Below are 13,170 nucleotides of genomic sequence, written 5' to 3' on the forward strand. Positions count from 1 at the left end.
GCGGCCCTCCCCCTCAACGGCGAGAGGGCGTGTCGGTTACTGCTTGCGCACCGGCGCATCGCCGGCGACGTAGTAGTCGGCGGTGCTGCGCGGCAGCGGCGCGCGCTGGCGAATGCGGTCGGCGATCTTTTCGGCGATCATGATGGTGGTGGCGTTCAGGTTGCCGGTAATGATCAGCGGCATGATTGACGCATCCACCACCCGCAATCCTTCCATGCCGTGCACCCGGCCCTGGCCGTCGACCACCGCCATCTCGTCTTCGCCCATCTTGCACGAGCAGGACGGGTGGAAGGCGGTTTCGGCGTGCTCGCGCACGAAGGCGTCCAGCTGCTCGTCGGTCTGCACCTCCGGCCCTGGGCTGATCTCGCGGCCGCGGTATTCGTCCAGGGCAGGCTGCGCCATGATTTCGCGCGTGATGCGGATAGCGTCGCGGAACTCCTGCCAATCCTGTTCGGTCGACATGTAGTTGAACAGAATGCTCGGATGCTGACGCGGATCTTTCGATTTCACCTGCACCCGGCCGCGGCTCGGCGAACGCATCGAACCGACGTGGGCCTGGAAGCCATGCTCTTTCACCGCGTTGCTGCCGTTATAGTTAATCGCCACCGGCAGGAAGTGATACTGAATGTTCGGCCAGGCGAACTCTGCGCGGCTGCGGATGAAACCGCCGGCCTCGAACTGGTTGCTGGCGCCGACGCCGGTGCCGTTGAACAGCCATTCCGCGCCGATTTTCGGCTGATTGAACCATTGCAACGCCGGGTACAGCGACACCGGTTTCTTACAGGCGTACTGCAGATACATCTCCAGGTGGTCCTGCAGGTTTTCCCCCACCCCCGGCAGATCGTGCACCACGTTGATGTCCAGACTTTTCAGCAGCGCCGCCGGGCCGACGCCCGAACGCTGCAGAATTTGCGGCGAGGCGATGGCGCCGGCGCACAGCAGCACTTCGCGGCGCGCTTTGGCATGGGTCAGCTGATTGCTGTCGCCCTGCAGATAGTTGACACCCACTGCGCGCTTGCCGTCGAACACGATATGGTCGGTCAGCGCATGGGTGACGATCTTCAGGTTCGGCCGGGAACGCGCCTGATCCAGATAACCGCGGGCGGTGCTGGCGCGGCGTCCCTTCGGCGTCACGGTGCGATCCATCGGGCCGAAGCCTTCTTGTTGGTAACCGTTCAGATCGTCAGTGCGCGGGTAACCCGCCTGCACGCCGGCTTCCACCATGGCGTGGAACAGTTCGTTGTTACCGGCCTTCGGCGTGGTGACGCTCACCGGGCCCTCACCGCCGTGGTAATCGTTCGGGCCGATATCGCGCGTTTCCGCCTTGCGGAAATACGGCAGGCAGTCCAGATAGGTCCAGTCTTCCAGACCCGGCGCCTTGGCCCAGTTGTCGAAATCCATCGCGTTGCCGCGAATGTAACACATGCCGTTGATCAGGGATGAACCGCCCAGCCCTTTGCCGCGGCCGCATTCCATCCGGCGGTTGTTCATGTGCGGCTCAGGATCGGTTTCATACGCCCAGTTATAGCGGCGGCCCTGCAGCGGAAACGCCAGCGCGGCCGGCATCTGGGTACGGAAATCCATCCGGTAATCCGGGCCGCCGGCTTCCAGCAGCAGGACGCTGACGTCGGCGTCTTCGGTCAATCTGGTGGCTAACACGTTGCCGGCGGAACCGGCACCGATAATGATGTAGTCAAATTCCATTCATTATCTCCTTACTTTATTGGCCTGCATGAGACGAAAACGCGAAACGCGGATCCGCAACAGGCGGTGTATTTGGCTCTCGGGGAGTGTCGGCCGCAGCCAACCCGGCTGCGGCTCGAAAGACGACGGGGATAGTTAAAATACCGAGGCGTAATCGCCCAGCTCAACCTGCACCGATTTGATCTGGGTGTAGTGCTCCAGCGTGGTCAGGCCGTTTTCGCGGCCGACGCCGGACTGCTTGTAGCCACCGACCGGCATTTCCGCCGCCGACTCGCCCCAGGTGTTGATCCAGCAAATGCCGGCTTCCAGCTGGTGGATCACGCGGTGCGCGCGGGCCAGATCGTGGGTCACCACGCCCGCGGCCAGGCCGAAGGTGGTGTCGTTGGCACGGCGCACCACTTCCTCTTCGCTCTGGTAGCTGAGAATACTCATCACCGGCCCGAAGATCTCTTCGCGCACGATTTCCATGTCGTCGCGGCAGTCGCTGAATACCGTCGGCGCCACGTAAGCGCCCTTGCCGAATTCGCCGTGGGTGACGCGTTCGCCGCCGCACAGCAGGCGCGCACCGCTGTTTTTGCCGCTCTCGATAAAGCGCAGCACCGATTCCATGTGCGCAAAGCTGACCAGCGGCCCGAAGTTGGTTTGCGGATCGGTCGGATCGCCGAGGCGAATGCGCTTCACGCGCTCGAGAATTTTCGCCTCAAACTGCGCCTGCAGCGCCGCCGGCACAAAGACGCGGGTGCCGTTGGTACACACCTGGCCGGAGCTGTAGAAGTTGGCCATCATGGCGATATCGGCGGCGCGATCCAGATCGGCGTCGTCGAAGATAATCAGCGGCGACTTGCCGCCCAGTTCCATGGTGACTTCCTTCAGCGTCGAACCCGACGCGTTGGCCATCACCTTCTTGCCGGTTTTCACCCCGCCGGTGAAAGAGACTTTGGCAATGCCCGGATGGTCGGTCAGGTATTGCCCCACTTCCGCCCCGCTGCCGGTCACCACGTTGAACACGCCGTCCGGCAGGCCGGCTTCGGTGTAGATTTCCGCCAGCTTCAGCGCCGTCAATGACGTGACTTCGCTTGGCTTGAAGATCATCGCATTGCCCGCCGCCAGCGCCGGCGCGGACTTCCACAGCGCGATCTGAATCGGGTAGTTCCAGGCGCCGATGCCGGCCACCACGCCCAGCGGTTCGCGGCGGGTGTAGACGAACGAGGTATCGCGCAGCGGGATCTGTTCGCCTTCAATGGCCGGGATCAGGCCGGCGTAATACTCCAGCACGTCGGCGCCGGTGACGATGTCCACCGCGGTGGTTTCCGACATCGCTTTGCCGGTATCCAGCGTTTCCAGCGCCGCCAGCTCATCGTTGCGCTCGCGCAGAATATCCACCGCGCGACGCAGGATGCGCGAACGCGCCATCGCCGTCATCGCCGCCCACACCTTCTGCCCGCTGGCCGCGCTGGCCACCGCACGATCGACGTCTTCAGCGCCGGCGGACTGGACTTCAGCCAGAACTTCGCCGTTCGCCGGGTTAATGGCGTTGAAGGTTTTTCCAGCGGTGCTGTCTACATAGGCGCCATGAATATAGAGCTTCTGCAAGCCAAAACGGGACATAGGATCTCCTTGAGTTATCCTCCGGGCGGCGTCTGCCCCCGGAGTTGGAACGTGATGTATTCGGTCGTGAGCGCCAGCGCCTGCGCCTGATTGAACGCGGAGCCGCGCAGCGCGCTGCGCAGCCACAGCCCATCGATCAGCGCCGCCAGCCCCTTGGCCGCCAACCGCGCCTGCGGCTGCGGCATAACGCGGCGAAACTCGGCGCACAGGTTGGAATAAAGCCGGCGGCCGTTCACCTGTTGCAGCCGGTTGAGCTGCGGCTGGTGCAGGCTGCTGGCCCAAAAGGCCAGCCAGGTCTTCATCGCCGCGCTGTTGATCTGGCTGTCGTCGAAGTTGCCGGCGACGATCGCCTGCAGCCGCGCCGCCGGGCTGTTATCGGTCAGCGCCTGCAGCCGCAGCTTCACCGCCTCGCCCAGGTGGCTGATCAGATAGCGCATCGTGGCTTCCAGCAGGCCGTTCTTGTCCTTGAAATAATGGCTGATGATGCCGTTGGAAACGCCGGCGCGCCGCGCGATCTGCGCGATGGTGGCGTCATGCATTCCCACTTCGTTTACCGCGGCGAGCGTGGCATCAATCAACTGCTGCCTTCTGATTGGCTGCATTCCTACCTTTGGCATATTTCGACTCTCACAAAACCGACTTCGGCCTTATCTCAGCGGGCAAATTTCACTGCCGTTTCGCCCGTGATTCAGGTCATCATGCGGACTATTAAACTTTTTTTGATTGAACGTTCAATAAAAATTGCATATATTTTATTGCCGCCTGGTTAAAAATTTGTACTATCTGGTTGTGGAACTGGCTGATTTTTGTGAGGTAATTAACGAATCTGACCAAAATCAGTGGCTGTAAGCGGTTCCCACCGCGAAGCGCTCCGGTGCTTCGGCAACAGGCGAAAGCGGCGTTACTCAGGCCATTCCCATGGGGATGGTCGCCGCCTTCATTCGCCCGTTTTCCGGCGGCGCCAGCGCGCCCCGAAATGCGGAGCGGCACGATTTTACTCAGTTCAGAGGATGACGATGACAACACGCGAAACCTCCTCCAAACCGCAGCAGGACCGCCTCAACCCTGTGGTTTTCTTCACCTCGGCGGGGCTGATCCTGGCCTTCTCGCTGATGACCATCTTTTTCACCGACTTCTCCGGGCAGTGGATCACCCGCACGCTGAATTGGGTGTCGACCACCTTCGGTTGGTACTACCTGCTGGCGGCGACGCTGTACATCGTGTTCGTGGTGTTTATCGCCGCCTCGCGCTTCGGTTCCATCAAGCTCGGGCCGGAGCAGTCCAAGCCGGAGTTCAGCCTGATGAGCTGGGCGGCGATGCTGTTCGCCGCCGGCATCGGCATCGACCTGATGTTCTTTTCGGTCGCCGAGCCGGTGACCCAGTACATGATGCCGCCGGAAGGCGACGCGCAAACGCTGGAGGCCGCGCGCCAGGCAATGGTCTGGACGCTGTTCCACTACGGCCTGACCGGCTGGTCGATGTATGCGCTGATGGGCATCGCCCTCGGCTACTTCAGCTATCGCTACAATCTGCCGCTGACCATCCGCTCGGCGCTGTACCCAATCTTCGGTAAACGCATCAACGGCCCGATCGGCCACAGCGTGGACATCGCCGCGGTGCTCGGCACCATCTTCGGCATCGCCACCACGCTGGGCATCGGCGTGGTGCAGCTCAACTACGGCCTCAAGGTGTTGTTCGAGATCCCAGAAAACCTGACGGTGCAGGGCTCGCTGATCCTGCTGTCGGTGATCATGGCCACCATCTCGGTCACCTCGGGGGTCAACAAGGGTATCCGCATCCTGTCCGAGCTGAACGTGCTGCTGGCGCTGGGCCTGATCCTGTTCGTGCTGTTCTTCGGCGACACCGAGTTCCTGCTCAACGCGCTGGTGCTTAACGTCGGCGATTACGTCAACCGCTTTATGGGCATGACGCTCAACAGCTTCGCCTTCGATCGGCCGGTGGAGTGGATGAACAACTGGACGCTGTTCTTCTGGGCCTGGTGGGTGGCCTGGTCGCCGTTCGTCGGCCTGTTCCTGGCGCGCATCTCGCGCGGGCGCACCATTCGTCAGTTCGTGGTCGGCACGCTGATCATACCGTTCGTGTTCACCCTGCTGTGGCTGTCTATCTTCGGCAACAGCGCGCTGTACCAGATCATCCACGGCAACGCCGAGTTTGCTCAGGAAGTGATGCAGTTCCCGGAGCGCGGCTTCTACAGCCTGCTGGCGCAATACCCCGGCTTCACCTTCAGCGCCTCGGTCGCCACCATCACCGGCCTGCTGTTCTACGTCACCTCGGCGGACTCCGGCTCGCTGGTGCTGGGTAACTTCACCTCGCGCCTGGCCGACATCAATAATGATGCGCCGAACTGGCTGCGGATTTTCTGGTCGGTGGCCATCGGCCTGCTGACCATCGGCATGCTGATGACCGACGGCGTGCCGGCGCTGCAGAAAACCACGGTGATCATGGGCCTGCCGTTCAGCTTCGTGATCTTCTTCGTGATGGCCGGGCTGTATAAATCGCTGCGGGTGGAGGACTACCGCAAGGCCAGCGCGCTCAGCACCCTGGCGCCGGTGCCGGTTTCCAGCCACGACGTGCTCAACTGGAAACAGCGCCTGTCGCGGGTGATGAACTACCCGGGCACGCAGTACACGCAGAAAATGTTGGATACGGTTTGCCGCCCGGCGATGCAGGACGTGGCGCGCGAACTGGAGTTGCGCGGCGCGAAAGTGGAGTTCAGCGAAGTGCCGCCGACCGAAGACGAACGCCTGAACCACCTGGAGCTGCTGGTACACCTGGGCGAGGAACAGAACTTCATCTATCAGATCTGGCCGATGCGCTACTCGGTGCCGGGCTTCACCTACCGCGCCCGCTCCGGCAAGTCGCACTACTACCGGCTGGAAACCTTCCTGATGGAAGGCACCCAGGGCAACGACCTGATGGACTACAGCAAGGAACAGGTGATTGGCGATATTCTCGACCAGTACGAGAAGCACCTGAACTTCCTGCACATTCATCGCGAAGCGCCGGGGGGCACCCTGACCTTCCCGGATATGTGACGGTCAATCAATAACCAGAGGGCGTAGCCAGGCTACGCCCTTTTTTATGCCTGCTCGGCCGGCAAATCGGCCTTCAGCAGCACCAGGGAGCCGGCCAACAACACCAGATCCTTGATTAAAAAGCTGGTGGCGCCGGCCATGGCGGGAAAACCGCCGGCGGAGGGCTCCCAGGCGCCCGGCGTAGAAAAGATCAGCGTCAGCGTGGTCAGGTAGGTCACCGTCGATCCGATCGCCCCCAGCAACCCCAACCGCCGCGACCAGAATCCCGCCAACAGCAGCAAACCGAAGCTCCATTCAGCGACGCCTAATGCATAACTGGCGCCGCGAATGCCGAACGCCTGATGCATCCAGCTCAGCAGCGGGCTGTTGCCGATCAGCGGCACCAGCCCCTGTGCCTCGTAATCAAACCATTTGGCGTAGCCGAAGGCGGCGAAAATCACCACCAACGCCGCGCGCATAAAGATAACGTCCCCGTTCGAGCGCTGAAAGCGCCGCAGCCATGTCGCCAACATCATCCTCTCTCCTTATGCTGCCCGCAGCCGCCGCGGTTTGCCGCTTGCGGCCGCGGGGTGAGGCGGCTTAGTGCCCCATCGCATCCTTTTTCATCTCGTCTTTCTTCATGCCGTCTTTGGCCATACTGTCTTTCGCCATGCCATCCTTTTTCATGGCGTCTTTGCCCATTTTGTCTTTCTTCATGCAGTCCTTGCCCATGCACTCTTTCTTCATCCCATCTTTCGCCATGCCGTCGTGCGACATCTGGCTCATGCCGTCCTTTTTCATCGCGTCTTTACTCATGCCGTCCGCGGCGTTGGCGCCGGCCACGCCCAGCATCAGCGCGCTGCACATCATCATTGCGAATAACTTTTTCATGGTATTTCCTTCCGTCATGTCAAAGGCACCGGAGTGCCGGAGAATGGCCGGCGGCCGCCTCAGCTGCCGCCAAACCAGTTGTAGCCCTGGTCTTCCCAGTAACCGCCCGGGAAGCGGTTGGTGACCTCGATCACCTGAATGTGTTTCGGATTCTTGTAGCCCAGCTTGGTCGGCATGCGCAGCTTCATCGGGTAGCCGTACTTGCGCGGCAAGATCTGGCCGTCGTAGGTCAGCGCGATAATCGTCTGCGGATGCAGCGCGGTGGCCATATCGATGCTGGTGTAGTAGTCGTCGGCGCATTTGAAGCTGACGTAGCGGGCGCTCAGATCCGCGCCGATTACCTTAAGAAAGGTGGCGAACGGCACGCCGCCCCACTTGCCGATGGCGCTCCAACCCTCGACGCAAATATGACGCGTCACCTGGCTGACCTGCGCCATCCGATGCAGCTGCGGCAGGCTCCAGGCGCGCTTGTCCTGCACCAGCCCCGCCACCTCCAGCCGATAGTCGTCGCCGTTGATGTCGGGCGCGTCCTCCTCGGCGTAAAAGGCGTTGAACGGGAATGGCCGGGTGATCATCGATTCCGGGTAGACCGGCGCCAGGCGATCGCCGTTGAACAGCCAGCCCTGCACCCGATCGTTGAGGCGCGAAATGCGGCTCAGCGCCTGTTCAACGTTGGCGTTGCCGCTGAGATCGCAGCCGGTGAGCATGGCGATGCCGCCCAGCGTCAGACCGTTGCGCAGAAAGCGGCGGCGGGACGACGCGGTCAACAAGCGCTGCGCTTCTTTGACGATCGCCTGCCCTTCAACGATCGTCATGGTCTGTTTATCCTTTTTCATCGTGAACTCCTTAACGTCCGCGCAGCATGGCCAGCAGCGTGCGGGGCACCAGCGCCACCATCACCAGATGGATCGCGACGAAGGCCACCAGCGCCGACATGGCGAAAAAGTGGATATAGCGCGCCGCTTCATAGCCGCCGAGCAGCGTGCGCAGCAGTGGAAACTGCACCGATTTCCACAGCACCAGTCCGGACAGCGCGCTTATCACGCCGAGGAGCATCACCGACAGATAGGCCACGCGCTGCACCATGTTGTAATGGCGCAAATCGGCGTGCTGCAGCCGGCCGCGCAGCGCCGCGCCGACATCGGCGAGAAACTGCTTCGGGCTGAGCGGCCAATATTTGCGTTTGAAACGCCCGCTGGCGAGGTTAAGCAGCAGGTAGCACAGCCCGTTGACGCCAAACAGCCACATGCCGGCGAAGTGCCACTGCAGCGCGCCGCCCAGCCAGCCGCCAAGCGTCAGCTCGTTGAGAAAACTGAAGTTGAACAGCGGCGAGGCGTTATAGATGCGCCAGCCGCTGGTGACCATGATCAGCATCGCCAGCGCATTCAGCCAATGCGTCAACCGCAGCCAGAGAGGATGTACCGTCTGTCGTTGTTCCGGGGTGAGGGTGAAGCTCATAGCGATTCCTGCCAGCTAACGATGCGATGAGCCCAGTATTCCCCGGATTTGTTCCCCAAGACCTCACGCAAAGTTAAATAAAATGTGATAACTCCGCCGGTGGCGGTTGTGTAGACTTCAGAGAGAATCGGGCTAATCAGCGGTAATGAGAATGGACAAGCCAAAACGAATTTTGATCGTCGAGGACGACGGCGACATCGCCGATCTGCTGCAGCTGCATCTGCGTGACGAGGGTTACGCCATCAGCCACGCCGCCGACGGCAATCAGGGCATGGCGATGCTGGAACAGGGCGGCTGGGACGCCTTGATCCTCGATCTGATGTTGCCGGGCGTAGACGGATTGGAGATTTGCCGCCGGGCGCGCACCATGACGCGCTACACGCCGATCATCATCACCAGCGCGCGCTCCAGCGAGGTGCACCGCGTGCTGGGGCTGGAACTGGGCGCCGACGACTATCTGGCCAAACCTTTTTCCATGCTGGAGCTGGTGGCGCGGGTCAAGGCGCTGTTTCGCCGCCAGGAGGCGATGAGCCGCAACCTGCGCATGGACGCCGGCGCACTCAGCTTCAACGATCTGACCATCGATCCCATCGCCCGCGAAGTGCGCCTGCACCAACAGCCGATCGAGCTGACGCCGCGCGAATTCGACCTGCTGTACTTTTTCGCCCGCCACCCGGGCCAGGTATTCTCGCGCCTCAGCCTGTTGAATCAGGTCTGGGGCTATCAGCACGAAGGGTATGAGCACACCGTCAACACCCATATCAACCGGCTGCGCATCAAGATTGAGCGCAATCCGGCGGAACCCGAGCGCATCCTCACGGTGTGGGGCATGGGCTATAAATTCGCGGCCGCGCCGCAAGAGTGAGCCATGAAAAACCTTACATTAGCGCAACGCCTCACGATTATCTTCGCGCTGCTGATCGTCATCGGCTGCGCCTTTTCCGGCTGGATGCAGGTGCGCAGCAATACCCAGTACAGCCAGGCGGTGATCCAGCGCCTGTCCGGCAACCTGGCGCAGCATATCGCCGACAGCAATCCGCTGCTGGGGGTGAACGGGCCGGATCTGCAGGCGGTGCATACCCTGTTCGATCAGCTGATGGCGGTGAACCCCAGCGTTGAGGTTTACCTGCTCGACAAACAGGGCACGATTATCGGCAACGCCGCGCCGGCCGGGCATCTGAAGCGGCAGCGGGTCGCGCTGGCGCCGCTGCAGGCGCTGCTCGATGGCGCGCAGATGCCGGTGTACGGCGACGATCCGCGCAGCGCGGACGGGCGCAAGGTGTTCAGCGTTGCGCCGCTGAAGGTCGACGGCCGGCTCGAAGGCTACCTGTATGTGGTCTTGCTCGGTGAAGAGTACACGGCGCTGGCCAGCAACGCCCAGTTCAACTCGGCGGTCAGCATGGCGCTGTGGACCTCCGGGGTGATGGTGCTGTTCAGCCTGCTGGCCGGCGGTTTCGCGTTCTACTGGGTCACTCGCCCCATCCGGCGCCTGACCCGCCAGGTCAATGCGCTGGACAGCGGCGGCATTGAGGCGGTGCAGGCCTACGCGGCGCTGCCGGCGGTGCCGGCCGGGCGCGACGAGGTGAGCCAGCTGCAACAGGCCTTCCACCGCATGGCGCAGCGCCTCGCCGAACAGTGGCAAACGCTGGCGCAGCAGGATCGGCTGCGGCGCGAATTCATCGCCAACGTCTCGCACGATCTGCGCACCCCGCTCACCTCGCTGCACGGCTATCTGGAAACGCTGTCGGTCAAGGCCGCCACCCTGAGCGACGCCGATCGGCGGCGCTATCTGGAGATCGCCCTGGCGCAGAGCCGCAAAGTGGGCAAGCTGGCGCAGGAGCTGTTCGAGCTGGCGCGGCTGGAGTACGGCGTGGTGAAACCGCAGAAAGAGCCCTTCTCCCTCAGCGAGCTGTTGCAGGACGTGTTCCAAAAGTTCGAGCTGGCGGCGGAGGCGCGTAATCAGCGGCTGCATGCCGACATCGCCCCCGGCGTGCCGCCGGTGTTCGCCGATCTCAGCATGATTGAGCGGGTGCTGACCAACCTGCTGGACAACGCCATTCGCCATACGCCGCCCGGCGGCGACATCGGCGTGCGGCTGTGGCGGCAGGAAGATCGGGTGATGGTGCAGGTCAGCGACAGCGGCCCCGGCATTCCGCAGACGCTGCGCGCCGATCTGTTCGTGCGGCCGTCTGTCCTGAGCGGCGCCCGGCGCCCTGCGGGCGGGCTGGGGTTAATGATCGTGCGGCGCATTCTGCAGCTGCACGACAGCGATATTCAGCTGATCGAACAACCGCAAAGCGGCGCCTGCTTCCGCTTTGCCATTCCGCCGCGTTAATCCGGCTTAACGGTTATTGCGCTAACGGGAACCGCAGGCTGAAAATGAGGCTGGCGGCAGACGCGCGCCCGGTACATTCGGCGCGCGCCTCACCGCCGTGCAGCGTCATGATGGCGCGTACGATAGACAGCCCGAGACCGCTGGCATGGCTGCCGGCGCTGCGCGCGGGATCGGCGCGGTAGAAACGATCGAACAGTTTTTCCAGCTGTGCCGGCGCGATCGGCGGCCCCTGATTGATGACCTGCACCCACCAGGCATCGGCGCGCCGTTCAGCCCGCAATACGATCAGGCTGTTTTCATCGGCATAGCGCACCGCGTTGGCCACCAGATTGCTCAGCGCCCGCTGGAACAACATCGCGTCCGCCTTCAGCTCGCCTTCCCCTTCGCAGTTCAGCGCGATGCCGCGTTCTTCCGCCAGCCCTTCGAAGTAATCAGCCACCCGCCGCAGCTCGACCGCCACATCCAGACGACTGTAGTTCAGCGCGGACTGCGCCTCACCGGCGCGCGCCAGAAACAGGATGTTTTCCACCATGCGCGAAATACGCTCCAGCTCATCCATATTGTTCGACAATAGGGTTTCGTACTCCTCCACGCTGCGGGGTTGATACAGCGCCACCTGACACTGGCCCATCAACGCGCCCACCGGGGTGCGGATCTCATGGGCCAGATCGGCGGAAAACTGCGTCAGCCGCTGATAGCCTTCATTCAACCGATCGAGCATCGCATTAAACGCCCAGGTCAATTGCTGTAACTCCTTCGGCGCCCCCTGTTCACTGAGGCGCGTCGACAATGTATTGGGCGCGATCTCCGACGCCTGCGCCGCCATGCGCCATAGCGGCCGCAATCCGCGGCGCATGACCCCATAGCCCAGCAGCGCAATCAGCAGGAAAGCCACAACGACCGCCGCGACAATACGCCACAGGTAGCGCGCCAGCATCTTCTGTTCGTTGACCATCACGTGCGCGGCGGAGATCTGCAGCAAACTGCCGTCTTCCAGGCGCACCATTGCCGATGCCGCACGCAGCGGCACCCCCTGCGCCGTTTCCCCGCCGCGCACGGCGGCCAGCGTATGCGCCTGTTCGGGCGGCGTCGGCGCGATTGGCGGCAGGGCCACCCTGGCCGGATTCACATTGATGAGCGGTTTTTGCCCCGGCATTTGGAAAATCAGCACGTCCTGTTCATTGCCCAGCATGTTTTCGAACAGGCCGTTATTGGCGGTCAGGCGCGCCAAAGGAAAGCGCTGCCCCAGTAAATGGCGGAAATACTCTACGCGCCCGGTCACCTGCAGATCGCTGCGGAGCGTCATTTCCTGACGCATGGCGCCGAACAGATACCAGCCCGCCCCGCTCACCACGCAGGCGGCCACCAGCGCGAACAGCATGGCGGTGCGCAGCGTCAGCGACACCGGCCGACGTGAAGCGCGGGCGTTCACGAGCGCGGCTCGCAAACATAGCCGATGCCGCGCACGCTGTGGATCAGCTTGACGTCGAACGGCCGGTCGATTTTGGCGCGCAGGCGTTTGATCGCCACATCAACCACATTAGTGTCGCTGTCGAAATTCATGTCCCACACCTGGGAGGCGATCTGCGTGCGCGACAGCACTTCACCTTCGCGCCGCACCAGCAGATGCAGCAACATGAATTCTTTATTGGTCAACGGGATCACCTGATCCTGGCGCACCGCCCGGCGGCGCAGCACGTCCAACTGCAGATCGGCGATGGCGTAATGATCGGCTTCGCGCGCCGGCCCGCGGCGCAGCAAGGTGCGCAAACGCAGCACCAGCTCGGTAAAGGAAAAGGGTTTGATAAGATAGTCGTCCGCGCCCAGCTCCAGACCGTGGATGCGATCCTGTACGCCGTCGCGGGCGGTGAGAAACAGGATCGGCACGTCGCTTTTCTTGCGCAACACCTCGATGATCTGCCAGCCGTCCAGCCCCGGCAGCATCACGTCGAGCACGATCGCATCGTAATCCTGCTCCAACGCGCGAAACAGCCCGTCGGTGCCGGTGCGCGCCAAATCGACGCCGTAGCCCGCTTCCCCGAGTCCTTTCTTCAGGTAATCCCCTGTGCCGATATCGTCTTCAACTACCAGTATTCGCATGCTCGCCACCTCGTTACGTCTGCAAAAATACTAGCAGCT

13 protein-coding genes are annotated in these 13,170 nt (G+C 62.3%); 3 read left to right on the plus strand and 10 right to left on the minus strand.

Translation table 11 applies throughout. From position 1 onward, the window contains the following. Positions 1-36: 36 nt before the first annotated feature. The 4 genes from betA to L085_RS25570 all read right to left on the minus strand — a co-directional run bounded on the left by betA (position 37) and on the right by L085_RS25570 (position 4,338). A complete protein-coding gene (gene betA / locus L085_RS20835; protein WP_015377181.1) occupies positions 37-1,704 on the minus strand; it encodes a choline dehydrogenase in 1,668 nt (555 codons plus the stop codon). Positions 1,705-1,839: 135 nt separating this feature from the next. Beyond that, positions 1,840-3,312 (minus strand): betaine-aldehyde dehydrogenase, encoded by a 1,473-nt coding sequence (gene betB, locus L085_RS20840; RefSeq protein WP_004939102.1) that lies wholly within the window; start codon positions 3,310-3,312, stop codon positions 1,840-1,842. Positions 3,313-3,326: 14 nt separating this feature from the next. Then, positions 3,327-3,929 (minus strand): transcriptional regulator BetI, encoded by a 603-nt coding sequence (gene betI, locus L085_RS20845; protein WP_004939107.1) that lies wholly within the window; start codon positions 3,927-3,929, stop codon positions 3,327-3,329. A gap of 91 nt (positions 3,930-4,020) precedes the next feature. Next, positions 4,021-4,338, minus strand: coding sequence for a hypothetical protein (locus tag L085_RS25570; RefSeq protein ID WP_162472521.1), 318 nt, complete (start codon positions 4,336-4,338; stop codon positions 4,021-4,023). On the opposite strand from L085_RS25570, the gene L085_RS20850 reads away from it, so the two are divergent. Further along, positions 4,329-6,368 carry a choline transporter gene (locus L085_RS20850; RefSeq protein ID WP_044032110.1) on the plus strand — a complete coding sequence of 680 codons (2,040 nt, stop codon included), beginning with the start codon at positions 4,329-4,331 and terminating at the stop codon, positions 6,366-6,368. The genes L085_RS25570 and L085_RS20850 overlap by 10 nt on opposite strands. 44 nt (positions 6,369-6,412) lie before the next feature. Here L085_RS20850 and L085_RS20855 read toward each other — a convergent pair whose 3' ends face one another. The 4 genes from L085_RS20855 to L085_RS20870 form a co-directional block, all read right to left on the minus strand. Continuing rightward, a complete protein-coding gene (locus L085_RS20855) occupies positions 6,413-6,883 on the minus strand; it encodes a DUF417 family protein (protein WP_033637683.1) in 471 nt (156 codons plus the stop codon). Positions 6,884-6,947: 64 nt separating this feature from the next. Further along, positions 6,948-7,238, minus strand: coding sequence for a pentapeptide MXKDX repeat protein (locus L085_RS20860; RefSeq protein ID WP_015377176.1), 291 nt, complete (start codon positions 7,236-7,238; stop codon positions 6,948-6,950). A 59-nt stretch (positions 7,239-7,297) separates the two neighbouring features. Continuing rightward, positions 7,298-8,074, minus strand: a complete 777-nt coding sequence (locus tag L085_RS20865) for a molybdopterin-dependent oxidoreductase (protein WP_044031628.1) — start codon at positions 8,072-8,074, stop codon at positions 7,298-7,300. Positions 8,075-8,084: 10 nt separating this feature from the next. Continuing rightward, complete coding sequence (locus L085_RS20870) at positions 8,085-8,696, minus strand: cytochrome b/b6 domain-containing protein (RefSeq protein ID WP_033633742.1); 612 nt, start codon at positions 8,694-8,696, stop codon at positions 8,085-8,087. Positions 8,697-8,847: 151 nt separating this feature from the next. On the opposite strand from L085_RS20870, the gene L085_RS20875 reads away from it, so the two are divergent. Both L085_RS20875 and L085_RS20880 read left to right on the plus strand, forming a co-directional pair. Beyond that, positions 8,848-9,561 carry a response regulator transcription factor gene (locus L085_RS20875; RefSeq protein WP_044031629.1) on the plus strand — a complete coding sequence of 238 codons (714 nt, stop codon included), beginning with the start codon at positions 8,848-8,850 and terminating at the stop codon, positions 9,559-9,561. 3 nt (positions 9,562-9,564) lie between these two features. Continuing rightward, on the plus strand, positions 9,565-11,031 hold the full coding sequence (locus L085_RS20880; protein WP_044031630.1) for an ATP-binding protein: 1,467 nt from the start codon (positions 9,565-9,567) through the stop codon (positions 11,029-11,031). Between the two features lie 13 nt (positions 11,032-11,044). Here the strand turns inward: L085_RS20880 and L085_RS20885 are convergent, their stop codons facing one another. Then, the gene (locus L085_RS20885; RefSeq protein WP_044031631.1) at positions 11,045-12,463 is read right to left on the minus strand and encodes a heavy metal sensor histidine kinase; all 1,419 of its coding nucleotides are present in this window, start codon (positions 12,461-12,463) and stop codon (positions 11,045-11,047) included. Beyond that, on the minus strand, positions 12,460-13,131 hold the full coding sequence (locus L085_RS20890) for a heavy metal response regulator transcription factor (RefSeq protein WP_021504273.1): 672 nt from the start codon (positions 13,129-13,131) through the stop codon (positions 12,460-12,462). The genes L085_RS20885 and L085_RS20890 overlap by 4 nt, the downstream gene beginning before the upstream one ends. Positions 13,132-13,170 lie beyond the last annotated feature (39 nt).

The sequence above is a fragment of the Serratia sp. FS14 genome (assembly GCF_000695995.1).
In the GTDB taxonomy this organism is placed as follows: domain Bacteria; phylum Pseudomonadota; class Gammaproteobacteria; order Enterobacterales; family Enterobacteriaceae; genus Serratia; species Serratia nematodiphila.

Excerpts from the sequence above, each read along its gene's own strand:
- L085_RS20860 (WP_015377176.1), bottom strand. The coding sequence starts at position 7,238 with ATGAAAAAGTTATTCGCAATGATGATGTGCAGCGCGCTGATGCTGGGC.
- betB (WP_004939102.1), bottom strand. The coding sequence starts at position 3,312 with ATGTCCCGTTTTGGCTTGCAGAAGCTCTATATTCATGGCGCCTATGTA.
- L085_RS20855 (WP_033637683.1), bottom strand. The coding sequence starts at position 6,883 with ATGATGTTGGCGACATGGCTGCGGCGCTTTCAGCGCTCGAACGGGGAC.
- L085_RS20875 (WP_044031629.1), top strand. The coding sequence starts at position 8,848 with ATGGACAAGCCAAAACGAATTTTGATCGTCGAGGACGACGGCGACATC.
- L085_RS20865 (WP_044031628.1), bottom strand. The coding sequence starts at position 8,074 with ATGAAAAAGGATAAACAGACCATGACGATCGTTGAAGGGCAGGCGATC.
- L085_RS20850 (WP_044032110.1), top strand. The coding sequence starts at position 4,329 with ATGACAACACGCGAAACCTCCTCCAAACCGCAGCAGGACCGCCTCAAC.
- L085_RS20880 (WP_044031630.1), top strand. The coding sequence starts at position 9,565 with ATGAAAAACCTTACATTAGCGCAACGCCTCACGATTATCTTCGCGCTG.
- L085_RS20890 (WP_021504273.1), bottom strand. The coding sequence starts at position 13,131 with ATGCGAATACTGGTAGTTGAAGACGATATCGGCACAGGGGATTACCTG.
- betI (WP_004939107.1), bottom strand. The coding sequence starts at position 3,929 with ATGCCAAAGGTAGGAATGCAGCCAATCAGAAGGCAGCAGTTGATTGAT.
- betA (WP_015377181.1), bottom strand. The coding sequence starts at position 1,704 with ATGGAATTTGACTACATCATTATCGGTGCCGGTTCCGCCGGCAACGTG.
- L085_RS20870 (WP_033633742.1), bottom strand. The coding sequence starts at position 8,696 with ATGAGCTTCACCCTCACCCCGGAACAACGACAGACGGTACATCCTCTC.